We start from the raw sequence: 25,062 nt of genomic DNA on the forward strand, positions 1-25,062 counted from the left end.
TTGAAATATTATTCCCACTATATTTCAAATTGATACGCTAAATTCAGTGTGTAACTGCGGGGCATAACCGCCTCCGAACGTGTTGACGGGGGCGGTTGTGTCCATTGAGGAGGGTTATTTAAAGCGTTTGAGCGTAAAGGCAGAGATATCTATCGGTAAGGTTTTGTCCTCGGCAAACAGGGCGGCAATCTCGCCTAGCACGCTGGCAAATTTGAAGCCGTGGCCGCTCAGGCCGCTGATAACCATCAAGCGATCGCAGTCCGGCAGGGTATCAATAATGAAATCTTCATCCGGACTCATATCATAGCTGCATGCTTCACCGTGTAAACATACCCCTACACCCGGCAAGAATTGACGCAGGAAGTGGAAAACCTCGGTTCCGTCACTGGTGAAACTGCCAAAGGGCTTGCGCTGATCCGGCGTTTCCATCGGTTGCCCGCCATCGTGCTTGCCGATTTTCAGCCCGTCGTTATCGGCAGGGAAGCCGTAATAATGGCTGCCGTCTTGCGCTTCGACGGTGAACGCCGGGAAACGGTTGTTTATGCTGTAGCGGCCGTCGGCCTGATGCCAGGAAAATACTTTGCGCAGCGGCGAAATCGGCAATTGCGGCAGCAAAGCCTTGACCCAGGTACCGGTGGTGACCACGGCCTTACGGCCCTGAAAGCGGCCTTCGGAGGTGACCACTTCGACACCGCCCTCGACAGGTTGCACCCCCGTGACCGGACAATTGAACAGCTGGCTGCAACCGGCTTCTTTGGCAAGCTTGATCAGGCTGGCAACCGCCTTTTCAGAACGCAGGAACCCGGCATCAGGTTCAAACACGCCGACGTAACCTTCCGGTGCATTGAATTCCGGCCAGCGTTGGTTAATCTGTTCTGCGCTCAGAAATTGTGTGTTAAGGCGGAATTTCTTCGCGCTGTTTTGCGCATTGTGGATGAATTCAGACGGCTCCGGACCCATATTCAGCACGCCGCAGTCCTGAAACAGTTCTTCGCCGGTTTGTTTTATCAACGCATTCCATAAGGCCTGGGCGCGGAGAATGAGCGGGACATATTTTTCGCCTTCGCCATAGGCATGGCGGATGATGCGGGTGTCACCGTGGTGGCTGCCGTTACGGTGTGGAGGCATGGCGCTGTCTATCATTAACACTTTCAAGCCGGCTTGAGTCGCATAGTAGCCTGCCGCCGCACCTACCGAACCGCTGCCCACAACAATTAAGTCATATTCCACGTGCCGTAACCTCTCTGTTATACGTTTCTTATTTCGTTATGATAAAAGGTTGAGCGCCGCAATGCACCCGTTGCGCTGCCTGTCGGCAAAGAAAAAGGCGCCAGAGAAAATCGCTGGCGCCTTAGGTTTTTTGGTGCGGTGAATTAGTGTTTTCTACGATCAAGGTCCTGGTAATCCGTTGCTTCAATCTTGGCGATGCCGGCTTCTAAGATATTGATTAATTGACGTGCGACATCTGTGGTGAGCCAAAGCGTTCTGTCTACTTGGGCGTCTTCGGGCGTCTGGTCTAGTGAAGACAGGTAATGAAGGCGTATCATCATGGCGTCATAAACGTCGACAGTACTGATATCCCAACCAACAAGCGGGTGCGTCTGAATTACTTCATCATTTCTGTCCATAAAGACCCCTTATTGAGTAGTAACTACCGTGAGTGACTAACGAGGATCAATGCGGCCCATCATCATGTGAGCCTTTACAGTATACGCATCTGGTTTCGCGGGTGGAGCTTTTCCCTGCTTATTTTGTAAAATAAATATTTATTTGAGTGATTATTCTCCAGCACGCCTTGAGAATACATACAGCATGGGGACGTCGCCGTCATTCAACAGCAGGAGGGGGCGGGGCGGCATGTAACCGTTTTTCCAGTTCTGCGGCCAGATGGGCAAAGTGATTCTGCGTTTCCGCATCACGATTTTGATTCTGCGACTCCAGCTTCAGGCTGTGAATCAATAGTTGATTGGCTTTGTCATCCAAACCAAAGGCCAGGTAGGAAAATGCCACTTCAAGTACGCTCAGCCGGCGTTTTTGATCGGCAATCAGCGCCAGCAGTTCGCCAAAGGTCATCGTTTCTTCGGTTTTAACCTTGTCCGGGGCCATGTCAAAGATCTCCTGTTAAAGCATTCAGTACAGACCAGATAAGGCTTTTCTTCCAGCAGAAATTTAACCGCGCGTTGCCGGGCTTCAAATACAAAAAAGCCGGAGAGCGACCCCCGGCAAAAAACTACCTTGCAGTATTATTCTGCGCTAAACCAATCGTCGGCACTTTCCCAGGTTTCCTGGAGAATTTCCTCGATCAGGTCTTTATCTGTTTTCAGGCCGCCCAGTACTGAGAGCCCGTTGGAACCGGCATAACGCACCTGAACCACAGCATCTGGAAATTGGCGGTTTACCCGTTTGCCCAGCTCGCCGGTCAGCGCTTCAATGGCGCCTGCCGGTAGCGGTTTGGTTTTATCTATAGTGACTTCAACACGCATAATTGCCCCCGAAGCGATTTACTGGATATTTATACAGTTAACTGCGCGTGGGGGCAATAGGCTGCGTTAAAAAAAGAAGATTATGCTTTCACTGACCACTTCAGTGTCTCTCCGGCCAGGAAGGGCACCACCGTTTCGCTGCCCATGGCGATCTCTTCTGCTTGAGTGGTTGGCACGCGCTGCAGTTCGATGAAGTCGGCATTGACCGGCAGACCATAGAAGCCTGGCCCGTTCAGGGAACAGAAAGCTTCCAGGTGCTCTAATGCGCCCAGTTCTTCGAACACGCTGGCATAGGCCGGAATAGCGTTAGGCGCGTTGAATACGCCTGCACAACCGCAGCTCGATTCCTTACGGTGTTTGGCATGAGGGGCGGAGTCGGTACCGAGGAAGAAACGATCCGAACCGCTGGCAACGGCTTTGCGCAGCGCATCCTGGTGAATATTACGCTTGAGGATCGGCAGGCAGAACAGGTGCGGACGAATGCCACCCACCAGCATGTGGTTACGGTTAAACATCAGATGCTGCGGGGTGATAGTCGCGCCAAGGAATCGATTGCCTTCTTGCACGTACTGCGCCGCTTCTTTAGTAGTGATGTGCTCGAAGACTATTTTCAACTCTGGGAACTGGCGGCGAATCGGCTCCATAACCTGGTCAATAAAGCGAGCCTCGCGATCGAAAATGTCGACGGCGGCATCGGTCACTTCACCGTGAATCAGCAGCGGCATGCCGATTTTTTGCATTTGCTCAAACAGCGGGTAGATGGCCTTCACATCGCTGACGCCATGGCTGGAGTTGGTCGTGGCATTGGCAGGGTAGAGCTTAGCCGCAGTGAAAACGCCTTGCTCAAACCCATTAACCAGTTCTGCCGCGGCCAGTGAATTGGTCAGGTAGCAGGTCATCAGCGGGGTAAAGTTGTGCCCCTGAGGGACGGCTGCCAGAATGCGATCGCGATACGCTCGGGCGGCTTCTACGGTAGTAATTGGCGGAGCCAGGTTGGGCATCACAATCGCCCGGCCAAATACCTGACTGGTATAGGGCAAAACCGTTTTCAGCATATCGTCGTCACGCAAATGGATATGCCAGTCGTCAGGGCGGCGGATTTTCAGGGCTTGAGGCTGTGCGGTCATGTTACAAGGCTCCGGCGGTTAGATTCGGGTCTAAGTAAAAGCGAATAATGGGGCTTATTCACGCCGGGGCATAAGGATAAGCGGAAAGTGCCTGCGATGCATCTCTTTGTTCACGGCAAGTTGAAATCAATTGGTTATCGGGTGCATAGTGACAAGGATTCTAATGATCCCCGAGTCAAAACTCTCGGGTTATCAACATTAATCACATTGGAATGGGAGAATAAAATGGAAGTGCGAGTTATTGCCACCCTGCAGGCTAAACCCGAGTTTGTTTCGGCCGTCAGCGATGCGGTGCATGAGATTATCGATCCAAGCCGTCAGGAATTGGGCAACCTGCAATATGACCTGCACCGCGATCTCGAGAAGCCAGGAACTTTCGTGTTCTTTGAACGCTGGGCAAGCGCGGAGGCGCTGGAGAAACACAACGCCACCGAGCATTTTAAGCGGTTTGTCGCCAGCATTGACGGCAAGCTGGATTTGCTGGATATCAAACAATTGAAAAAAATTGCCTGAGTTTATTTCGGCAATAAAAAACCCGCCATCAGGCGGGTTTTTTTATCGAAGCAGATTACCTTATTCGTTAACCGGCTGCGGTTTGGTTGCCGGTGCGGTAGCTTGATTTACCGCCGCATGGCCACCGGCTGAGCCTTTACCTTCGAAGGCGAAGGAAGGACGCTGCCAATCGCTGTGTTGCTGCTGCTCAGGCACATAGTCCGGAGCAGGGGCCTTGGTCATTGGCGCCGTAGCGATATGCTTGTACAGCGTACTAGCCTGTACCGGTGCGGGTTGCTGTTGCACTGCCGGCGCTTGTTTTTCAACAACGGCCGGAGCTACAGTTTCCTGAACCGGGGCAGTTTCAACGACAGGTGCAGCAGGCTCGGTGACGACTTCTGCCACGGTTGCCGTTTCTTCCACCACCAATACCGGTGTTGATTCTGCCACTGGGGTTTCTTCAACCTCAGGAGCAGTTTCAACCGCTGGTGCCGCTTCAACGGCTGGGGTTTCTTCGGCCACAACGGCTGCTTCAACCACTGCAGTTTCTTCAACTGCTGGTGTTTCAGCTGCTACCGGAGTGTCTTCAGCCTGAGCAGCGATGATTGGCTCGGCGGTTTCAACAACCGGTTGGGCTTCTTCAACAACTGTTTCAACCGTATCTGCCACAGCTTCCTGCTGGTTAACCGGGGCGATTTCCTGCTCTGCGACCGCGGCAACCACCGGAGCGGCCACGCTGACGGCTTCTGGTGCCATGACGTTGTCGGCAGCGATTTGGCTAGCTTCAGCCTGAACTTCAGCTTCATCAACCACTTGCGTAGCTTGTGTGACAGGGTAACTCACCCAGACCTTGCCTGACGCCATTTCTGGTGAGGCAAAAGCCCCCGCCAGTGGCATTGGCGACTGAGTTGGGTAACGCTCGTCACGGTAACGACGACGACGCTGACCGCTAACGCGCAGGTGGCGCGGTGAACGACGTGAGCGGCGTGGCATGCCGTTTTCGCCATTAGCGCGGTTGTCACCCTGAGCATCGTCTTCGGCCTGCGCTTCAACGGTTTCCGGCAGCAGTTTAACGCTGTCTTCGGCCTGAGCAGGTTTCGCGTCCTGAGCTTTCGCTACCGGCGTTTTAGGTGCCAGCAGCTCTTCCGCTGCGCGATGCAGCTCTTCTTCCGCGGACAGCACACGAACCTTCTGCGACAGAGGACGACGTTGACGACGCTGCATGTTCTGCATCTGACGTTCTTCGTGATCTTCATCGCTGGCGGTCGTGGCAGTGGCAGCTTCTGTACTTTCCAGTGCGGCCACTTCTTGCTGAGCCTGACGCTTTTCTTCCTGACGACGGCGTTGGCGTTCGGCGCGCTGCTCACGGCGCTGTTGCTGCTCTTCACGCTGTGCCTTGGCGGCTTCTTCAGACTGCGGCTCATCGGTAACCGTGGCAGTGGTTTGCTGCGCATTGCGACGGTTGCGGCGCTGCTCGTCACGCACTTCACGTGTTTCACGGCCTTCGCGGTTATCGCGCGGTTCGCGATTTTCACGCGGCTCACGATTATCACGATCGCGGTTATCACGGCCTTCACCGCGCTCTTTGCGTTCACCACGTTCTGGACGATCGCTACGTTCACCGCGCTCACCACGGTCTTTACGACCGGTACCCTGACGGCGTTGACCGCGACGATCCTGGCGACGGTTTTCACCGTTGCTTTCGGTCTTAGGCGCTTCAACCACAGGTTTGGCTTCGACAACCGGCTGTTCTTCACCGGTAAACAGCGCTTTCAGACCACCAAACAGACGGCCCAACAGACCAGGCTTGGCAGCGGCTGGTGCAGCTTGTTTGGTTGCTGTTGCCGCAACGGCGGGCTGAGTAGCAACGGCTTCTTCAGCCGGTGGTGGTGCATCGGCGGCCAGCGAGAACGAGGCCAGAGCCGGCTGTTCCGGGCGTTTGCGCTCCATCGGCGCATCTTCCAACGGCTGAGCCATCTCTTCTTCGTGCAGTTTCGGCAACAGGTAGCTCAGGGTTGGTGTTTCTTCACCCTTACGTACGCGCAGCACAGAGTAGTGTGGGGTTTGCATCTGATCGTTCGGCACGATGATCGCTTTCACGCCACCCTGACGTTTCTCGATCGCGCTCACCGATTCACGTTTTTCGTTCAGCAGGTAAGAAGCCACCTGAACTGGCACGATAGCGTGAACTTCTTTGGTGTTTTCTTTCAGCGCTTCTTCTTCGATCAAACGAAGAATGGAAAGCGCCAGAGATTCGTTATCACGGATGGTGCCGGTGCCGTTACAGCGCGGGCAAACGTGATGGCTGGATTCACCCAGTGACGGGCTGAGGCGCTGACGCGACATCTCAAGCAGACCGAAACGGGAAATGCGACCGATCTGGATACGCGCGCGGTCTTGACGCACGGCATCGCGCAGGCGGTTTTCAACTTCACGCTGGTGGCGAACCGGGGTCATATCGATAAAGTCGATAACGATCAGACCGCCGAGGTCACGCAGGCGCAGCTGGCGAGCGATCTCGTCTGCCGCTTCCAGGTTGGTGTTGAACGCAGTTTCTTCGATATCGCCGCCGCGGGTTGCACGCGCGGAGTTGATGTCGATAGCGGTGAGCGCTTCGGTAGAGTCGATAACGATCGAACCGCCGGAAGGCAGGCGAACTTCACGCTGGAAGGCGGATTCGATTTGAGATTCGATTTGGTAGTGGCTGAACAGAGGGATTTCACCGCTGTACAGTTTGATTTTGCTGCTGAAATCCGGACGGCCCAGGGCAGCGATGTGCTCTTTGGCCAGATCGAGAACTTTTGGATTGTCGATCAGGATTTCGCCGATGTCCGGGCGCAGATAGTCGCGGAATGCACGTACGATGACGTTGCTTTCCTGATGGATCAGGAAGGGCGCAGCGCGGCCTTCAGCGGCTTTTTTAATCGCTTCCCAGTGCTTCAGGCGGAAAGAGAGATCCCACTGCAATGCATCGGCCGATTTGCCAACGCCTGCGGTACGAACAATCAGGCCCATGCCATCCGGGAGTTGCAGAGAAGAAAGCGCTTCTTTCAATTCAGTGCGGTCATCACCTTCGATGCGGCGTGAAATACCACCGGCACGTGGGTTGTTCGGCATCAGAACCAAATAACTGCCGGCCAGGCTGATGAAGGTGGTCAAGGCGGCGCCTTTGTTGCCACGTTCTTCTTTATCAACCTGAACGATCACTTCCTGGCCTTCGCGCAGCACATCTTTGATGTTCGGGCGACCATGAGAGGAGTAGTTACTTGGGAAGTATTCGCGAGCGATTTCTTTAAGAGGGAGGAAACCATGTCGTTCGGCGCCGTAATCTACGAACGCTGCTTCAAGACTTGGTTCTATACGAGTGATTTTGCCTTTGTAAATATTCGCTTTTTTCTGTTCATGACCCGGACTTTCAATATCCAAATCATACAGCCGCTGTCCATCTACGAGGGCAACACGCAACTCTTCCTGCTGAGTTGCGTTAATCAACATTCTTTTCATCTTAACTTACTCGTTATTTTTACATTATCGACAAAGCTGCGGGCAAAATAACCTCATGGCCGGATTAAAACCGAAAACCCCGTGTCTTCTCGCAAAGCCGTCAACCTCACGGTTGTCGCCTGCATAGGGGCGCATTATCTCGGTAAGCCTGTATTTCTTTGTGAAAAACAGCACTTTTACTAGGGGAATAGCCTCTGATTTACGTCGACAGATCTGATTCCATTTGCCGGCCAAGCTGCAACCCGCAGCCCGCTAATTGTTTGATTTCACATTACGTCTTACGCCATTGCTGCGTTTTTGTGCCATCAGACAAATTTTATAATTCCACCGTTTTCCCTGTTTAACGAGAATCAACGTGGAAAGTAAATGCATTATTCCACTGCTGATACTGTTATAGCAAGGTGACTTTTCCTTAACTGCGGAAGAAATCGCAAACGTTCAAACCGGCTTGCTGCCTTATTGTCCGTCAGGGTTTATCCTGCAGTCAGAGAGACAGTTAAGCACAGAAAAAGAAGTGGCGCTATTTACGCGCTCTATTTAGAATCCCGCTCCATGAAAACGAACATTCCCGCAGTACAATTAATCACGATTTCTGACGACGAAGCCGGTCAGCGAATCGACAACTTTCTGCTTGCTCGCCTGAAAGGCGTGCCGAAGAGCATGATTTACCGCATCGTACGCAAAGGCGAGGTACGGGTTAATAAAGGACGCATCAAGGCTGAATACAAGCTGGCGGCTGGTGACGTGGTGCGAGTACCGCCGGTCCGCGTTGCCGAACGTGAAGACGCGCCGGTTTCCGCCAAGCTGGACAAAGTGGCGGCACTGGCCGATTGCATTTTGTATGAAGACGATCATTTGCTGCTGCTGAACAAGCCTTCAGGCACCGCGGTGCACGGTGGCAGCGGCTTGAGCTTTGGCGTGATTGAGGGCCTGCGCGCGCTGCGCCCGGAAGCCCGTTTCCTGGAGCTGGTGCACCGGCTGGATCGCGATACTTCCGGCGTGTTGCTGGTGGCGAAAAAACGTTCTGCACTGCGTTCGCTGCATGAGCAATTGCGGCTGAAAGGCATGCAGAAGGATTATCTGGCGCTGGTACGTGGCCAATGGCAGTCGCATTGCAAGGCCGTGCAGGCACCGTTGCTGAAAAACATTCTGCAAAGCGGCGAACGTATCGTGCGCGTCAATAGCGAAGGTAAACCGTCGGAAACCCGCTTCAAGGTAGAGGAGCGCTTTGAGCATGCCACGCTGGTCAAGGCGAGCCCGATTACCGGGCGCACCCACCAGATCCGCGTTCACACCTTGCACGCAGGGCACCCGATAGCCTTCGATGACCGCTATGGCGATCGCGAATTCGATCGCCAGTTGGCCGGTACCGGGCTCAAACGCCTGTTCTTGCATGCCGCGGCACTGCGGTTCGAACACCCGGGCACTGGCGAAACCATGCGTATCGAAGCGCCGATGGACCAGGAGTTGCGCCACTGCCTGCAGGTATTGCGCAAGCAGGCCAAAGGCCAGTAAGTAAAAGTATTTTATACCAGCGGGTTGATGCCTTCAGCCCGCAGCATCTCCAGCAGGGCTATCAGCGGCAGACCGATCAACCCATTCGGATCTCGCCCCTCCAGTTTATCGAACAACGCAATACCCAGACCTTCACTTTTAAAACTACCCGCACAGTTGAGCGGCTGTTCAAGGCGCACATAAGCGCTGATTTCTGCGTCGCTCAGCGCACGGAAATGCACATGGAAGGGCTCGCAAAGCGCCTGCAGGTGATGGCTGCGGCTGTTGTACAGCGCCAGACCGGTATAAAACGTCACCCTTTGGCCGCTGGCCTGGCGCAATTGGGCGCAGGCGTTCTCTTCGGTATGCGGTTTCCCGGTTATTTTACCGTCGATCACGCAGACCTGGTCGGAACCGATAATCAAATGGTCAGGATAGGCGATGGTCAATGCCTGGGCTTTCGCCGTCGCCAGCCGTAAGACCAGCGCTTCGGCAGTTTCCCCGGCCAGCGGGGTTTCATCGACCTGCGGCGCGTCACAGGTAAAAGGCAGATGCAGTTTTTCCAACAGCATCTTGCGGTAGGTCGAGGTGGAGGCGAGGAGTAGTCTCTGCATAATTTTTTTCGTAAACCATAGCGTAAATGGAGAGGTCATTTTAAACTGTCCGCCGCTGAGGAAGCGAATATTGGTGAAAGGTGCCGTTTTACGGCCTTTTTCTTTGACTCTAAGTCGTTACAAAGTTAATATGCGCGCCCTATGCAAAAGGTAAAATTACCCTTGACCATTGATGCGGTACGTACCGCTCAGAAACGCCTGGACTATGTTGGTTCCTATGCGCCTGAGCAGGTTACACGTGTTGCTGCCTCTGTGGTCAGTGTGGACAGTGATGTTGAGGTCTCGTTATCTTTCGATATTGATAACCAGCGCCTCGCGGTGATAACAGGGCATGCGGACGTCCAGGTAATGCTGATGTGCCAACGCTGCGGAGTCCCGTTCGAACACCATGTTCACACAACATATTGTTTTAGCCCGGTCGTCAATGATGAGCAGGCTGAGGCATTACCGGGGGCGTACGAGCCGATCGAAGTCGATGAGTTTGGCGAAGTTGATCTGCTGGCAATGATTGAAGACGAAATTATTCTTTCACTGCCTGTCGTCCCGGTACATGAATCTGAACACTGTGAAGTGTCCGAAGCGGACATGGTCTTTGGCAAACTGCCTCCAGAGGCGGAGAAACCAAACCCATTTGCCGTATTAGCCAGTTTAAAGCGTAAGTAATTAAGGAGTAAGGTCCATGGCCGTACAACAAAATAAACCAACCCGTTCCAAACGTGGCATGCGTCGTTCACACGATGCTCTGACCACCACCACTTTGTCTGTTGATGCGACTTCTGGTGAAACTCATCGTCGTCACCACATCACTGCCGACGGTTTCTACCGCGGTCGCAAGGTTATCGGCTAAGTAGCGGTACCTTGACTCGTCTAACCCTGGCGTTAGATGCAATGGGCGGGGACTTCGGTCCCTGCGTCACAGTGCCTGCTTCATTGCAGGCACTGGCCTCTAATTTACAGCTTCATCTTCTGCTGGTCGGCAATCCCGACACCCTCTCTCCTTTACTTGCCAAAGCCGATCCGGTTCTTCTGGAACGTTTGCAAGTCGTGCCCGCTGAATCTGTGATTGCCGGCGACGCCAAACCCTCACAAGCGATTCGTGCCAGCCGTGGCACTTCCATGCGCATTGCGCTGGAACTGACCAAAAACGGTGATGCACAGGGCTGTGTCAGCGCGGGTAATACCGGTGCGCTGATGGGGTTGGCGAAGATGCTGATTAAGCCGTTGGACGGTATTGAACGTCCGGCGCTGATGACGGTGATCCCGAATCAGCTGGGCGGTAAAACCGTGGTGCTGGATCTGGGCGCCAACGTCGAATGCGACAGCACCATGCTGGTGCAGTTTGCGGTGATGGGTGCGGTGATGGCCGAAGAGGTGGTGGGGATTGCGCAACCACGCGTGGCGCTGCTGAATATTGGTGAAGAAGAAACCAAAGGTCTGGATAATATCCGCGAAGCGGCCGCCGTGCTAAAAAATACTCCGGCAATCAACTATATTGGTTACCTGGAAGGCAACGATCTTCTCACCGGGAAAACCGATGTGATGGTCTGCGACGGCTTTGTGGGTAACGTCACCCTGAAAACCATGGAAGGGGTGGTAAGAGTATTTTTATCGCTGCTGAAATCATCCGGAGACGGTGGCAAGCAGGCGTGGTGGTTAAAATTGTTGGGCCGTTGGTTGCAAAAACGGGTGGTAAAGCGGTTCGGCCACCTGAACCCCGACCAGTATAATGGCGCATGTCTGTTAGGATTGCGCAGCACCGTAATCAAGAGCCACGGCGCTGCGAACCCGCACGCGTTTGCAGTTGCAATCGAACAGGCTGTGCAGGCGGTGCAGCGGCAAGTCCCTGACAGGATTGCTGCGCGCCTTGAAGCTGTATTACCTAAGAGTGACTGATCGTACATGTATACAAAGATTCTCGGTACGGGGAGTTATTTACCCGTACAAGTGCGCACCAACGCTGACCTTGAAAAAATGGTGGATACCTCTGACGAGTGGATCGTCACTCGCACCGGTATCCGTGAACGCCGCATTGCCGCCGCTGATGAAACCGTGGCGACGATGGGCTTCCATGCTGCTGAAAAAGCGCTGGAAATGGCAGGTGTGGCTAAAGAAGATATCGGGCTGATCGTTGTGGCGACCACCACTTCGAGCCACGCATTCCCAAGTTCTGCCTGCCAGGTGCAGCAGATGCTCGGGATTAAAGATTGTGCGGCTTTCGATCTGGCTGCAGCCTGCGCCGGTTTCACCTACGCGTTGAGCGTTGCCGATCAGTACGTCAAGAACGGTGCGGTGAAGCGTGCGCTGGTGATTGGTGCAGACGTGCTTTCTCGCACGCTGGATCCTGACGATCGCGGTACCATCATCCTGTTTGGTGATGGCGCTGGCGCAGTGGTGCTGGGCGCTTCTGAAGAGCCGGGAATTCTGTCGACTCACCTGCATGCGGACGGCACTTACGGCGGCCTGCTGACGTTGCCATTCAAGGATCGTCAGGATCAGGAAAAGCCGGCCTATGTCACCATGGCAGGCAATGAAGTCTTCAAGGTTGCGGTTACCGAACTGGCTCACATCGTTGACGAAACGCTGCAGGCCAATGATCTGGACCGCAGCCAGCTGGATTGGCTGGTGCCGCACCAGGCCAACCTGCGCATTATCAGCGCAACGGCAAAAAAACTGGGTATGGGGATGGATAAAGTGGTGGTGACGCTTGATCGTCACGGTAACACCTCTGCCGCCTCGGTCCCCGCAGCGCTCGATGAAGCGGTGCGCGATGGGCGGATCCAGCGCGGCCAACTGGTGCTGCTGGAAGCCTTCGGCGGCGGCTTTACCTGGGGCTCGGCGCTGGTTCGTTTCTGATTAACAGGAAGAAAAAATGACGCAATTTGCTTTTGTTTTCCCAGGCCAGGGCTCACAGTCCCTGGGCATGCTGGCCGATTTGGCCGCTCAATATCCGATCGTTGAAGCGACTTTCAGCGAAGCCTCTTCCGTTCTGGGTTACGACCTGTGGCAACTGGTGCAGCAAGGGCCGGCGGAAGAACTGAACAAAACCTGGCAGACGCAGCCGGCATTGCTGGCCGCCTCAGTGGCGATTTTCCGCGTTTGGCAGCAGCAGGGCGGCAAAATGCCTGCCATCATGGCCGGCCACAGCCTGGGTGAATACTCGGCGCTGGTTTGTGCGGGCGTGCTGGATTTCCAGGCGGCAATCCGCCTGGTTGAGCTGCGCGGCAAACTGATGCAGGAAGCGGTGCCGGAAGGCACTGGCGCGATGTCCGCCATCATTGGTCTGGACAACGCGGCTATCGCCAAGGCTTGTGAAGAGTCTGCCCAAGGCCAGGTTGTTTCCCCGGTGAACTTCAATTCCCCGGGCCAGGTGGTGATCGCCGGCAATAAAGAAGCGGTTGAACGTGCAGGCGCAGCCTGTAAAGCGGCTGGCGCCAAGCGTGCGCTGCCGTTGCCGGTGAGCGTGCCTTCGCACTGTGCACTGATGAAGCCGGCTGCAGACAAACTGGCCGTGGCGTTGCAGGACATCACCTTCAGCGCACCGCAGGTGCCGGTGGTAAATAACGTCGACGTGCGTGCTGAAAGCGATCCAGAAGCGATCCGCAGCGCGCTGGTGCGTCAGTTGTACAGCCCGGTACGTTGGACCGAGAGCGTTGAGTTTATGGCAGCACAGGGCGTTACGTCGCTGCTAGAGGTTGGTCCGGGCAAGGTTCTGACCGGTCTGACTAAACGTATTGTTGATACCCTGACGGCGGCGGCGGTGAATGACGCAGCCAGCCTGACAGCGGCGCTTGAACAATAAAGAGGAAAACAATGAGCTTCGAAGGTAAAGTTGTTCTGGTCACCGGCGCGAGCCGGGGTATTGGCCGGGCTATTGCAGAAACGTTTGTGGCACGCGGCGCCAAAGTGATCGGCACCGCCACCAGTGAAAGCGGCGCTGAGGCTATCAGCAGCTACCTGGGCGCGAACGGCAAAGGGTTTGCATTGAACGTGGTCGATGCTCAATCTATCGACAGCGTTCTGGCATCTATTCGTGCTGAATTTGGCGAAATCGACATTTTAGTGAATAATGCCGGCATTACGCGTGATAACCTCCTGATGCGTATGAAGGACGACGAGTGGCAGGATATCCTGAACACCAATCTGACTTCCGTATTCCGTCTGTCAAAAGCGGTAATGCGAGCTATGATGAAAAAGCGGTTTGGCCGGATCATCACCATCGGTTCCGTTGTCGGTACCATGGGGAACGCAGGGCAGGCTAATTACGCGGCGGCTAAAGCCGGTCTGATTGGCTTTAGTAAGTCTTTGGCACGTGAAGTTGCTTCGCGTGGCATTACGGTCAACGTCGTGGCACCTGGCTTTATTGAGACGGACATGACACGGGCGTTGACAGATGATCAACGCGCAGGCATTTTGTCATCAGTTCCAGCCAATCGGCTGGGGGATGCTAAAGAAATCGCCAGCGCTGTTGCATTTTTAGCCTCTGATGAGGCTGGCTACATCACCGGTGAAACGTTACATGTCAATGGCGGCATGTACATGATTTAAAAAATGCGAAAACTATTTGCGTTATTTGGGGTAAAAACCGCAAAATAGCGTAAAATCGTGGTTTGACCAGCCGGGATTTAGTTGCATCTTTTTCAACATTTTATACACTACGAAAACCATCGCGAAAGCGAGTTTTGATAGGAAATTTAAGAGTATGAGCACTATCGAAGAACGCGTTAAGAAAATCATTGTTGAGCAGTTGGGTGTTAAACAGGAAGAAGTTTTAAATAACGCTTCTTTCGTTGAAGATCTGGGTGCTGATTCTCTTGACACCGTTGAGCTGGTAATGGCTCTGGAAGAAGAGTTCGACACCGAGATTCCAGACGAAGAAGCTGAGAAAATCACTACTGTTCAGGCAGCTATTGATTTCATCAACGCCAGCCAGCAGTAAGAGAACATATCTAGGCGGTCACTCGACCGCCTAAGTTTTTTCTATCCCTAGTGTCATATTTTCCCTCCTTGGAGGACAAACGTGTCTAAGCGTCGAGTAGTTGTGACCGGACTGGGCATGTTGTCTCCTGTCGGCAATACGGTAGAGTCCACATGGAACGCTCTTCTTGCCGGTCAGAGTGGCATCAGCCTGATCGACCATTTCGATACCTCTGCCTATGCGACCAAGTTTGCAGGCCTGGTAAAGAATTTTAATTCAGAAGATTTCATCTCCCGCAAAGATGCGCGCAAGATGGACGCCTTCATCCAGTACGGTATCGCAGCCGGCATGCAAGCCATGCAGGACGCACAACTGGATATCACCGAGGCTAACGCCAGCCGCATTGGTGCCGCTATCGGCTCCGGTATTGGCGGCCTGGGTTTGATTGAAGAGAACCACAGTTCACTGGTTAACGGTGGCCCACGGAAAATCAGTCCGTTCTTTGTGCCGTCAACCATAGTAAACATGATTGCAGGCCACCTGACTATCATGTACGGCATGCGTGGCCCGAGCATTTCGATCGCCACCGCCTGTACCTCAGGTGTGCACAACATCGGCCACGCCGCGCGTATCATTGCTTATAATGATGCTGACGTTATGCTGGCCGGTGGGGCAGAAAAAGCCAGTACCCCGTTGGGCGTCGGCGGCTTTGGCGCAGCACGCGCGTTGTCGACCCGCAACGAAGATCCGCAGGCAGCCAGCCGCCCTTGGGACAAGGACCGTGACGGTTTTGTTCTGGGTGACGGTGCCGGCATGATGGTGCTGGAAGAGTACGAGCACGCCAAAAAACGCGGCGCCAAGATTTATGCTGAAGTTGTCGGCTTTGGGATGAGCAGCGATGCTTATCACATGACGTCTCCACCGGAAAACGGTGCGGGCGCTGCGCTGGCGATGGAAAATGCGTTGCTAGATGCCGGTGTGACCACGTCACAAATCGGCTATATCAATGCGCACGGCACCTCAACGCCGGCCGGCGACAAAGCCGAAACGCAGGCGGTGAAGTCGGTATTTGGCAGCGATGCGCAGCGCGTGATGGTCAGCTCGACCAAATCGATGACCGGCCACCTGTTGGGTGCGGCGGGTGCGATTGAGTCGATCTTCACCGTACTGGCATTGCGTGACCAGGCTGTTCCGCCAACCATCAACCTGGATAACCCGGATGAAGGCTGCGATCTGGACTTCGTTCCGCACGAAGCACGCCAGGTAAGCGATATGCAGTACACGCTGTGTAACTCCTTCGGTTTCGGCGGCACCAACGGTTCTCTGATCTTCCGCAAGGTGTAATAACCTCTGCTGGCGGACGGTAAAGAGCCCGGTTTTTTAAACCGGGCTTTTTTTATGGCGCTGACCCGCCGGGGCCCGGCTAGGCGATGCTTTTGTCGAACGGCCAACTGCTGCTAATGGCGTCGGCGCCTGTTATTCTGTAGTGGAAACCAAAGCGGTCAGGGGAAGTCTATGTACTGGATAAACGGGCAGCAACACGATGCGCTGGCGCCAAGCGATCGCGGCTTGCAGTTTGGCGACGGCTGTTTCACTACCGCACGAGTGGTTGAGGGCAAGATTGATCTGCTGCCCTGGCATATCGAACGTCTGCAGCAGTCGGCACAGCGGCTGATGCTGCCTGCCTGTGACTGGGATGCGTTGGAATATGAAATGGTGCGCGCGGCAGAATCTATCCCGCAGGGCGTGGTCAAAGCGATACTGACGCGCGGCAGCGGTGGGCGAGGTTACAGTCCAAAAGGATGTGAGCATCCCACGCGGATTGTTTCTCGCAGCGCCTATCCGATGCACTATTTGCAATGGCGCGAGCAGGGCATCAGCCTGGCGCTTAGCCAGGTAACGCTGGCTCGTCATCCGCTGCTGGCGGGGTTGAAACACCTGAATCGTTTGGAGCAGGTGTTGATCCGCGCGCATCTTGACCAGACGGCCGCCGACGAGGCGCTGGTGCTTGACACTGCCGGTATGCTGGTGGAATGCTGTGCGGCTAATTTGTTCTGGCGAAAGGGAAAAGCGGTCTTCACGCCGGATCTGAGCCAGGCGGGCGTGGCAGGACTGATGCGTCGCCGGGTGATTGAGCTGCTCGCGGGCAGCCGGTACTCATTACATTACGTCAGTGAGCCACTGGAGACGCTGGCCGACGCCGAAGAAGTGCTGGTGAGCAATGCGCTAATGCCATTGCTGCCGGTGAACATCGCGCAATCCTGGCATTACTCTTCGCGCCAACTCTATGATTTTTTGCGCCCACACTGTTAACGATGGCTGATTGATGAAGAAAAGAAAGCTGAAGTTCGTTTCTATTATTGTTGTTCTGGTATTGGGCCTGCTGTTGTGGGGATATCAGAAGGTTGAACGCTTCGCGGATACGCCTCTGGCGATCCAGCAGGAAGCCATTTTTAAACTGCCGGCGGGTACCGGGCGGGTAGCGCTGGAAGGGCTGCTGGTTCGTGACAAGCTGATCCGCAACGGCATGTGGTTCCCGTGGCTGCTGCGTGTGGAGCCGCAACTGGCGGAGTTTAAGGCCGGTACCTACCGCTTTACGCCTGGCATGACGGTGCGCGAGATGCTCAAACTGCTGGCCAGCGGCAAAGAAGCCCAGTTCAGCGCGCGCTTTATCGAAGGCTCTCGCCTGCGTGACTGGCTGGCGGTGCTGCAACAGTCCAAATACCTCAAACATACGCTGGCGGGCAAAAGCGAAACGGAAATTGCCGTGGCGTTGGGCTTGCCGGAGGGGACTAATCCTGAAGGACGCCTGTACCCCGATACCTACCTGTACACGGCGGGCATGAGCGACATTGCGTTGTTAAAGCGAGCTCATTTGCGAATGACCAAGGCGCTGGAAGATGCCTGGCAAGGTCGCGACACCAGCCTGCCATACAAAACGCCCGAAGAGCTGCTGACCATGGCCTCGATCATTGAGAAAGAGACCGCCGTGCCGGAAGAACGCACCAAGGTGGCTTCCGTCTTTATTAACCGCCTGCGCATTGGTATGCGTTTGCAGACCGACCCAACGGTGATTTACGGCATGGGCGATAGCTATAATGGCGATATCACCCGCAAAGATTTGGAAACGCCGACGGCGTACAACACCTATGTGATCAACGGCCTGCCGCCAACGCCGATTGCCATGCCTGGCAAGGCTTCGCTGGCCGCCGCCGCCAATCCGGCGAAAACCCCTTATCTGTACTTTGTTGCCGACGGCAAAGGCGGGCATCAATTTACCACTAACCTGGCCAGCCATAATCAGGCGGTGCGCGCCTATCGCCAGGCGTTGAAGGAAAAGAATGAAAAGTAAATTTGTGGTTATCGAAGGGCTTGAGGGCGCGGGCAAAACTACCGCTCGCGATACCGTGGTTGACGTACTGCGCCAGCACGGCATCAACGATATTGTCTTTACCCGTGAACCTGGTGGTACGCCGTTGGCAGAAAAGCTGCGCGACCTGTTCAAGCGCGGCGTGGACGGTGAGCTGCCGACCATCAAAGCCGAGGTGCTGATGCTGTACGCAGCCCGCGTGCAATTGGTGGAAACGGTGATCAAACCTGCGTTGGCGCGTGGTGCCTGGGTGGTTGGCGATCGTCACGATTTGTCTTCTCAGGCCTATCAGGGCGGCGGTCGCGGTGTCGATCAGCAACTGATGGCCTCGCTGCGTGACACCGTGCTGGGCGATTTTCACCCGGACCTGACGCTGTATCTGGATTTGCCGCCGTTAGTGGGGTTGCAACGTGCCCGCGCACGCGGCGAATTGGATCGCATCGAACAAGAGGCGCTGCCGTTCTTTGAACGCACCCGCGCGCGCTATCTGGAACTGGCGGCGCAGGACGAGTCCATTGTCACCGTTGACGCGGCCCAATCGCTGGAGCAGGTGACGGCAGCGATTCGTCACAGCGTCAGCCAATGGCTGCAGCAGGAAGGCGCGTAATGAACTGGTACCCGTGGCTGAATACCCCTTACCGGCAGTTGGTCGGGCAATATGCTGCCGATCGCGGTCATCATGCCTTGCTGCTGCACGCGGCGGCGGGCAATGGCGAAGAAGCGCTGGCCTATGGGCTGAGCCGTTGGCTGATTTGCCAGCGCCGTAACGGAGAGAAAAGCTGCGGTGAATGCCATAGCTGCCGGTTAATGCTGGCGGGCAATCACCCGGATTATCATGTGCTGACGCCGGAAAAGGGCAAAAGCAGTCTGGGCGTGGAGCCCATTCGTCAGGTGATTGAGATCCTTTACTCCCATGCTCAGCAGGGCGGAGCCAAGGTGATTTGGTTGCCGCAGGCGGAGCTGCTGACCGAGGCTGCTGCCAATGCGTTGTTGAAAACATTGGAAGAGCCGCCGGAAAAAACCTATTTCCTGCTGAGCTGCCGTGAGCCTTCCCGCCTGTTGGCGACGTTGCGCAGCCGCTGTTTGTACTGGCACCTCGCCAGCCCGGACGAACAGCTCAGCCTGCAGTGGTTAAACCGACAGACGTCGGGTAATCAGGTCGATCTGCTGACCGCATTGCGTCTGCATGATGGCGCTCCTCTGGCCGCCGAGCAGTTGTTGCAGCCGGAACGTTGGCAGCAGCGTAGCGCGCTGTGTACCGCCCTGAGCGCCGCTTTGCCGCAGCATGACATGCTGTCCTTGCTGCCGGTGTTGAATCACGAAGACGTCGCCGAGCGGCTACACTGGTTATGCGCATTGCTGGTCGACGCCATGAAATGGCAGCAGGGGGCGGCGAGTTTTGCCCTTAACCAGGATCAGCAACCCTTGGTGCATCAACTGGCTAGCCGTTTGAGCAGCAACTCGCTGCAGCAAGTGGTGCAACAATGGCTTAATTGCCGCCACCAGTTGCTCAGCGTGGTCGGCGTTAACCGTGAACTGCTGCTGACAGAACAGTTACTTGGCTGGGAGCAGATGCTCGGCGCTACCGGCTATTCTCACCCTCATTCGCTGTAAAAGAGTTAAATATTATGTTGTTAGTAGATTCTCATTGCCACCTCGATGGCCTGGATTACCAAACCCTCCACCAAAACGTGGATGACGCACTGGCTAAAGCCAAGGCGCGCGATGTCGGTTACGTGCTGGCGGTCGCTACCACCTTGCCGGGCTATCAGGCCATGACGCAGTTGATTGGCCAACGCGACGACGTGGCTTTCTCCTGCGGTGTGCATCCGCTCAATCTGGAAGGCGGCTACGACTATGCGGAACTGCGCCGTTTAGCGGCGGCAGAGCAGGTGGTGGCGCTGGGGGAAACCGGGCTGGATTATTTCTATCAAAAAGACAATCTTGAACTGCAGCAAGCCTCGTTTCGTGAGCATATCCGCATCGGTCGCGATCTGAACAAACCGGTGATTGTGCATACCCGTGATGCGCGTGAAGACACGCTGGCGATCTTGCGGGAAGAAAATGCCCAGGACTGTGGCGGCGTACTGCATTGCTTCACCGAAGATCGCGCCACGGCCGAAGCCCTGTTGGACTTGGGGTTCTACATTTCCTTTTCCGGCATCCTGACCTTCCGCAACGCCGAGCAGCTGCGTGATGTGGCGCGTTATGTGCCGCTGGACCGCATTCTGGTGGAAACCGACTCGCCGTATCTGGCCCCGGTGCCGCACCGCGGTAAAGAAAACCAACCTGCCTACGTGCGCGATGTGGCTGAATACATGGCGGTATTGAAGGGCGTGAGCCTGGAAACGCTGGCCGAAGCCACCACCGCCAACTTTTCACGCTTATTTCACATCGAACTCTGATCTTTGGCCTAGGCTATAGCTGTAGTCATCGATTCTGGAATTTTTTTTAAGCTCGTAATTAATCGCCGAAACGGGTAATGTTCCCACCCGTTTTAGGGCGAGGTGCGGGCGTTTTTTCCTCTTTTTTGACAAAAAATAGGCGATTTAAGAAAAATACCCGGTTTTGTTCATTGAAACGTGACTGCCATCAAACATTGCGCAGCCTATTTATTTTACTCTGCGTAAAAATTCAAGGGGTGCTCAGACACCCTGAATTGCAGGGGTTTTTTCTCCCCCCCTTGCAACGCGAAGAATCGCGGAAAGTAGCAAAGCACTATTACTCAGGAGCACACTCAACTATGTTCAAGAACGCATTTGCAAACCTGCAAAAAGTAGGTAAGTCGCTAATGCTGCCGGTGTCCGTATTGCCTATCGCAGGTATCCTGCTGGGCGTCGGTTCCGCCAACTTTAGCTGGCTACCTGCGGTAGTCTCCCACGTGATGGCGGAAGCCGGCGGTTCCGTTTTCGCCAACATGCCGCTGATCTTCGCCATCGGTGTTGCCCTGGGCTTCACCAATAACGACGGTGTCTCCGCGTTAGCCGCAGTAGTGGCTTACGGCATCATGGTGAAAACCATGGCGGTAGTAGCGCCTTTGGTGCTGCACCTGCCGGCTGAAGAGATCGCGGCCAAACACCTGGCGGATACCGGTGTGCTCGGGGGGATTATCTCCGGCTCCATCGCGGCCTATATGTTTAACCGCTTCTTCCGCATTCAATTGCCGGAATACCTGGGCTTCTTTGCCGGTAAGCGCTTTGTGCCGATTATCTCCGGCCTGGCGGCAATCGTTCTGGGCGTAGTGCTGTCCTTCATCTGGCCTCCTATCGGTACGGCTATTCAGACCTTCTCCCAGTGGGCTGCGTATCAGAACCCGGTAGTGGCATTTGGTATCTACGGCGTGGTTGAACGTGCGCTGGTGCCGTTTGGTCTGCACCACATCTGGAACGTACCTTTCCAGATGCAGATTGGTGAATACACCAACGCGGCGGGCCAGGTATTCCACGGCGACATCCCACGTTATATGGCAGGTGACCCGACTGCGGGTAAACTGTCCGGTGGCTTCCTGTTCAAAATGTACGGTCTGCCTGCTGCTGCGATTGCCATCTGGCACTCGGCCAAGCCGGAAAACCGCGCAAAAGTCGGCGGTATCATGATCTCCGCTGCGCTGACCTCGTTCCTGACCGGTATCACCGAACCGATCGAGTTCTCCTTCATGTTCGTTGCGCCGATCCTGTACGCAATCCACGCCATTCTGGCTGGCCTGGCGTTCCCGATCTGTATCCTGTTGGGGATGCGTGACGGCACCAGCTTCTCGCACGGTCTGATCGACTTTATCGTATTGAGCGGTAACAGCAGCAAAATCTGGCTGTTCCCAGTGGTCGGTATCATCTACGGTCTGGTGTACTACACCATCTTCCGCGTGCTGATTGCCAAATTGGATCTGAAAACACCAGGTCGCGAAGACACGGCTTCTGAGCAGGTTGCCCAGGGCGGTTCTGAAATGTCTGCTGCACTGGTTCAGGCTTTCGGTGGTAAAGAGAACATCACCAACCTGGATGCCTGTATCACTCGACTGCGCGTTAGCGTGGCGGACGTGAGCAAGGTTGACCAGGCTGGCTTGAAAAAACTGGGTGCTGCCGGCGTTGTCGTCGCAGGCTCGGGTGTTCAGGCTATCTTTGGCACCAAATCTGACAACCTGAAAACGGATATGGACGAATACATCCGTAACCATTAATTCAGGTCAGGCAGGGGAGTTTTAAGGGAGGCGAAAGCCTCCCTTTTTTATTGGTTTTCTGTCGGCTTTTAAATGAATCTCTGAAGGCCATTTTCTACCAACGTGGTGTAACCACGTCGGGATGATTGCATGTGGCAGTGCCAACAAAGATAATGGTTTTACTTCAATGAGTAGGTGATCTGCCAGAAGGATTTTGGAGCGTGAAAAAGTATTCTTATCCTTTTCTCTTTTCTGCGACCATCGCTTTTTTAGGGTTGGTGTATGGAGTGATGTGGTGGCATAGAGAGGTTTACCGCATTACTTTTCTCAGTGTCTCGACAACGCGCTATATGATTGTTGCAGCGATGATACTGGCTTTGTTTATTTCAATTTACGCTATTGGCCGTGGCGCCGTAAAAAGCAATAAGCACATTGATTATCTCAAGTTTTATGGCGGGGCCTGCATTGTTTTGTTCTTTGTCTTTGCTATGGCATTAATCACCATGACCTACCTGCTGCCAGGGCCGGTCGTGACCTACACGGCGGCTTACTCTTATGCTGAAGGCAGCAGGAAAAGTTGTTCTGGGGCCGATGTTGACGATCCGGACCTGGGGACGAATATAAGAATATGTCATCCAGCGGGTAACTATGCGTTCGATAACGAGATCTTTGTAGAGAAGAGAAACAATGCCCTTGGTTCGGTAGTCATGTATGCAATGACTTCCCCTTAGCACTGCTGCTCAAATGTAGAAGTTGAGTATTCCGGCCTCTGTATTTCACCCAGCGGTTCCTCACTGGGTGAAAGACCTATTGTGTCTCAAGCCGCCGGCGCAGCCAGGGTTCTTTAAGCCTGAAGAGGCAGCAACAACCGGGAGGCGCTATTTTTCCGCGTGTTTTTGCAGGAACTGTTCAAACACCGCCAGGGTGTCGCTGGAAATATGGTGCTCGATCCCTTCGCTGTCCAACTCCGCCGTTTCGTTCGGTACCCCAAGGCACACCAGCAGGTCGACGACTATCCGATGACGACGGCGCACCTTCTGCGCCAGTTGCTCACCTTCCTCCGTCAGGAAAACCCCTCGATAAGGCCGTGACTCCACCAGACCTGCACTCTTCAGCCGGGCAATGTTCTTGATCGCGGTCGGGTGCGACACACCGAAACGTTTGGCGATATCGGTGGTTCTTGCTTCCCGGGTGGTGACCAGCAGGTCGGCTATCAGCTCGACATAATCTTCAATCAGCGCATTGGACTGCGCCTCACGAGCGCGGGTGAAGCGCAGGGCATGTTCAGCCTCGTCCGGCATTTCGGCCACGACGGGGCGGTCGGCGTCATCTGGTGCGCTTGTTGCCATATTCTGAGACGTCCTTTAAACGTAAATCCAGTGAGTTGCAGATTAATGCAGTTCCGCCATACGTTAGTCCAAAGGCGACGCATTATCAATTCGCCAGACGCATTGGGTGGAAATTAGAAATATTTGTACACAAAGGTAGAGTATCTTCCATTTTGCATAAAGTGTAGCCGATGCTACATTGCTGAGAGTGTTGGGTGAAAAATAACCAGAAAAAGATTGAGGGTAAACCATGCGTGATGCGGCAACCACCACATCGTTAACCGAACGAACCAATACGGCAATAGGTAACGCGCTTGCCGGGCGCAAGCGTGGCGCATTCACGCCGCTGCTGTTCGCCGGGCCTGCGGTGATTGCCTCCATTGCTTATATGGACCCCGGTAACTTCGCCACCAATATTCAGGCCGGCTCGAAATACGGCTATAGCCTGCTATGGGTGGTGGTGATGGCCAACCTGATCGCCATGCTGTTCCAGGCGCTGTCGGCCAAGTTGGGTATCGTCACTCAACGCAATCTGGCAGAGATGTGCCGCGATCAATTTTCGCGCCCGGTGGTGATAGGCATGTGGCTGCTCAGTGAAGTGGCGGCGATGGCAACCGATCTGGCGGAGTTCCTCGGCGGGGCTATAGCGCTTGCCTTGCTGTTCCATATGCCGCTGTTGCCGGGAATGGGGGTGACTGCGGTCATTACCTACGCCTTGCTGATGGTGGAGAAAAAGGGGTTCCGCCCGGTAGAGCTGATGATCGGCGGCCTGGTCGCGATTATTGCCCTGTGTTACCTGGTCGAGATGTTCATTGTACCGGTGGACTGGGCTGCAGCGGGTATGGGCATGGTTACGCCGCAGTTGCCGGATGCACAGGCGTTGACCATCGCGGTGGGGATTATCGGCGCCACGGTGATGCCGCACGCCATCTTCCTGCACTCAGGGCTGACTCAGCACCGTGCGCCGGCCAGTGACAGTGGTGAAAGGCGTAAACTGCTGCGCTTTTCCAATATTGAGGTGGTGATTGCCTTATCTGTCGCCGGGCTGGTGAATATTGCCATGGTGATTATGGCCTCCAGCGCCTTCCATGCCGGTAACAGCGACGTGGCGGAGATTGGCACCGCCTACCATACGCTGACGCCGCTGTTTGGCGCTGCGGCGGCGGGTATCTTCCTGATGTCGCTGATTGCTTCCGGCATTTCCAGCTCGGTAGTGGGGACGATGGCAGGCCAGATGATCATGCAGGGCTTTGTCGGTTTCCGTATCCCGGTATGGGTACGCCGCATGGTCACTATGGTGCCGGCGTTCATCGTGGTAGCTCTAGGGGTTAATGCCACCGACGCACTGGTTTACAGCCAGGTCGTATTGAGCCTGGCGCTGCCGGCGCCGATGATTGCCCTGGTGATGTTCACGCGTCGCCGCGACATCATGGGCGAGTTCGTGAATAGTCGCCTGACCAGCCTGGTGTCGATCGTCGGTACGATGATTATTATTCTGCTCAATATGGTGCTGCTGCTGCAAACCTTCGGTGTCGCCATTCCCGGTCTGGGCTGATACCAAGCCGTGCAACCCAGTGTC

26 protein-coding genes are annotated in these 25,062 nt (G+C 54.9%); 18 read left to right on the forward strand and 8 right to left on the reverse strand.

The window, feature by feature from the left end; translation table 11 throughout:
* Nucleotides 1–114 precede the first annotated feature (114 nt).
* The 5 genes from solA to pyrC form a co-directional block, all read right to left on the reverse strand.
* On the reverse strand, nt 115–1,230 hold the full coding sequence (gene solA, locus NR114_RS03255; RefSeq protein ID WP_234530301.1) for an N-methyl-L-tryptophan oxidase: 1,116 nt from the start codon (nt 1,228–1,230) through the stop codon (nt 115–117).
* Between the two features lie 143 nt (nt 1,231–1,373).
* The gene (bssS, locus tag NR114_RS03260) at nt 1,374–1,628 is read right to left on the reverse strand and encodes a biofilm formation regulator BssS (RefSeq protein WP_020826326.1); all 255 of its coding nucleotides are present in this window, start codon (nt 1,626–1,628) and stop codon (nt 1,374–1,376) included.
* A gap of 199 nt (nt 1,629–1,827) precedes the next feature.
* Nucleotides 1,828–2,106, reverse strand: a complete 279-nt coding sequence (locus tag NR114_RS03265; protein WP_020826327.1) for a hypothetical protein — start codon at nt 2,104–2,106, stop codon at nt 1,828–1,830.
* A gap of 137 nt (nt 2,107–2,243) precedes the next feature.
* Nucleotides 2,244–2,483 (reverse strand): DNA damage-inducible protein I, encoded by a 240-nt coding sequence (gene dinI / locus NR114_RS03270; RefSeq protein ID WP_020826328.1) that lies wholly within the window; start codon nt 2,481–2,483, stop codon nt 2,244–2,246.
* A gap of 80 nt (nt 2,484–2,563) precedes the next feature.
* Complete coding sequence (pyrC, locus tag NR114_RS03275) at nt 2,564–3,610, reverse strand: dihydroorotase (RefSeq protein WP_115059153.1); 1,047 nt, start codon at nt 3,608–3,610, stop codon at nt 2,564–2,566.
* 225 nt (nt 3,611–3,835) lie between these two features.
* Here pyrC and NR114_RS03280 point away from each other — a divergent pair, with 225 nt between their 5' ends.
* Nucleotides 3,836–4,123 carry a putative quinol monooxygenase gene (locus tag NR114_RS03280; RefSeq protein ID WP_020826330.1) on the forward strand — a complete coding sequence of 96 codons (288 nt, stop codon included), beginning with the start codon at nt 3,836–3,838 and terminating at the stop codon, nt 4,121–4,123.
* A 60-nt stretch (nt 4,124–4,183) separates the two neighbouring features.
* Here the strand turns inward: NR114_RS03280 and rne are convergent, their stop codons facing one another.
* Entirely contained in the window at nt 4,184–7,606 is a 3,423-nt protein-coding gene (gene rne / locus NR114_RS03285) for a ribonuclease E (protein WP_256813993.1), read from the reverse strand.
* A 552-nt stretch (nt 7,607–8,158) separates the two neighbouring features.
* On the opposite strand from rne, the gene rluC reads away from it, so the two are divergent.
* Complete coding sequence (rluC, locus tag NR114_RS03290) at nt 8,159–9,121, forward strand: 23S rRNA pseudouridine(955/2504/2580) synthase RluC (protein WP_020826332.1); 963 nt, start codon at nt 8,159–8,161, stop codon at nt 9,119–9,121.
* Between the two features lie 11 nt (nt 9,122–9,132).
* Here the strand turns inward: rluC and NR114_RS03295 are convergent, their stop codons facing one another.
* The gene (locus NR114_RS03295) at nt 9,133–9,714 is read right to left on the reverse strand and encodes a nucleoside triphosphate pyrophosphatase (protein ID WP_234530585.1); all 582 of its coding nucleotides are present in this window, start codon (nt 9,712–9,714) and stop codon (nt 9,133–9,135) included.
* Between the two features lie 141 nt (nt 9,715–9,855).
* Between NR114_RS03295 and yceD the strand changes: the two genes are divergently transcribed.
* From yceD to NR114_RS03370, 15 genes are all read left to right on the forward strand, one after another.
* Entirely contained in the window at nt 9,856–10,377 is a 522-nt protein-coding gene (yceD, locus tag NR114_RS03300; protein ID WP_020826334.1) for a 23S rRNA accumulation protein YceD, read from the forward strand.
* A gap of 16 nt (nt 10,378–10,393) precedes the next feature.
* On the forward strand, nt 10,394–10,561 hold the full coding sequence (gene rpmF / locus NR114_RS03305; RefSeq protein WP_004943042.1) for a 50S ribosomal protein L32: 168 nt from the start codon (nt 10,394–10,396) through the stop codon (nt 10,559–10,561).
* Between the two features lie 11 nt (nt 10,562–10,572).
* Entirely contained in the window at nt 10,573–11,607 is a 1,035-nt protein-coding gene (plsX, locus tag NR114_RS03310) for a phosphate acyltransferase PlsX (protein ID WP_071827011.1), read from the forward strand.
* A 6-nt stretch (nt 11,608–11,613) separates the two neighbouring features.
* Entirely contained in the window at nt 11,614–12,567 is a 954-nt protein-coding gene (locus tag NR114_RS03315) for a beta-ketoacyl-ACP synthase III (RefSeq protein WP_041414443.1), read from the forward strand.
* A gap of 16 nt (nt 12,568–12,583) precedes the next feature.
* On the forward strand, nt 12,584–13,513 hold the full coding sequence (gene fabD, locus NR114_RS03320) for an ACP S-malonyltransferase (protein ID WP_020826337.1): 930 nt from the start codon (nt 12,584–12,586) through the stop codon (nt 13,511–13,513).
* An 11-nt stretch (nt 13,514–13,524) separates the two neighbouring features.
* A complete protein-coding gene (gene fabG, locus NR114_RS03325) occupies nt 13,525–14,259 on the forward strand; it encodes a 3-oxoacyl-ACP reductase FabG (protein WP_020826338.1) in 735 nt (244 codons plus the stop codon).
* 154 nt (nt 14,260–14,413) lie between these two features.
* Entirely contained in the window at nt 14,414–14,650 is a 237-nt protein-coding gene (gene acpP / locus NR114_RS03330; protein ID WP_004719003.1) for an acyl carrier protein, read from the forward strand.
* A gap of 81 nt (nt 14,651–14,731) precedes the next feature.
* Nucleotides 14,732–15,973: a beta-ketoacyl-ACP synthase II gene (gene fabF, locus NR114_RS03335; protein ID WP_041414447.1), complete on the forward strand. Its 1,242-nt coding sequence runs from the start codon at nt 14,732–14,734 to the stop codon at nt 15,971–15,973.
* Between the two features lie 171 nt (nt 15,974–16,144).
* On the forward strand, nt 16,145–16,942 hold the full coding sequence (gene pabC / locus NR114_RS03340; protein ID WP_197820536.1) for an aminodeoxychorismate lyase: 798 nt from the start codon (nt 16,145–16,147) through the stop codon (nt 16,940–16,942).
* A gap of 13 nt (nt 16,943–16,955) precedes the next feature.
* Nucleotides 16,956–17,981: an endolytic transglycosylase MltG gene (gene mltG / locus NR114_RS03345; protein WP_020826341.1), complete on the forward strand. Its 1,026-nt coding sequence runs from the start codon at nt 16,956–16,958 to the stop codon at nt 17,979–17,981.
* Entirely contained in the window at nt 17,971–18,606 is a 636-nt protein-coding gene (gene tmk / locus NR114_RS03350) for a dTMP kinase (protein WP_020826342.1), read from the forward strand. Before mltG ends, tmk begins: the two co-directional genes overlap by 11 nt.
* Nucleotides 18,606–19,613, forward strand: a complete 1,008-nt coding sequence (holB, locus tag NR114_RS03355) for a DNA polymerase III subunit delta' (protein WP_234529683.1) — start codon at nt 18,606–18,608, stop codon at nt 19,611–19,613. Before tmk ends, holB begins: the two co-directional genes overlap by 1 nt.
* Before the next feature lie 14 nt (nt 19,614–19,627).
* Complete coding sequence (locus tag NR114_RS03360; RefSeq protein ID WP_020826344.1) at nt 19,628–20,404, forward strand: metal-dependent hydrolase; 777 nt, start codon at nt 19,628–19,630, stop codon at nt 20,402–20,404.
* Nucleotides 20,405–20,742: 338 nt separating this feature from the next.
* Nucleotides 20,743–22,176 carry a PTS glucose transporter subunit IIBC gene (ptsG, locus tag NR114_RS03365; RefSeq protein ID WP_020826345.1) on the forward strand — a complete coding sequence of 478 codons (1,434 nt, stop codon included), beginning with the start codon at nt 20,743–20,745 and terminating at the stop codon, nt 22,174–22,176.
* 200 nt (nt 22,177–22,376) lie between these two features.
* On the forward strand, nt 22,377–22,886 hold the full coding sequence (locus NR114_RS03370; protein ID WP_020826346.1) for a hypothetical protein: 510 nt from the start codon (nt 22,377–22,379) through the stop codon (nt 22,884–22,886).
* A 147-nt stretch (nt 22,887–23,033) separates the two neighbouring features.
* Here the strand turns inward: NR114_RS03370 and mntR are convergent, their stop codons facing one another.
* Complete coding sequence (gene mntR / locus NR114_RS03375) at nt 23,034–23,504, reverse strand: manganese-binding transcriptional regulator MntR (protein WP_020826347.1); 471 nt, start codon at nt 23,502–23,504, stop codon at nt 23,034–23,036.
* Nucleotides 23,505–23,733: 229 nt separating this feature from the next.
* Here mntR and NR114_RS03380 point away from each other — a divergent pair, with 229 nt between their 5' ends.
* Complete coding sequence (locus NR114_RS03380) at nt 23,734–25,038, forward strand: Nramp family divalent metal transporter (protein WP_234529713.1); 1,305 nt, start codon at nt 23,734–23,736, stop codon at nt 25,036–25,038.
* Nucleotides 25,039–25,062: the final 24 nt, after the last annotated feature.

Source organism: Serratia sp. Ser99 (genome assembly GCF_024519545.1).
GTDB classification, from domain to species: Bacteria; Pseudomonadota; Gammaproteobacteria; order Enterobacterales; family Enterobacteriaceae; genus Serratia; species Serratia liquefaciens.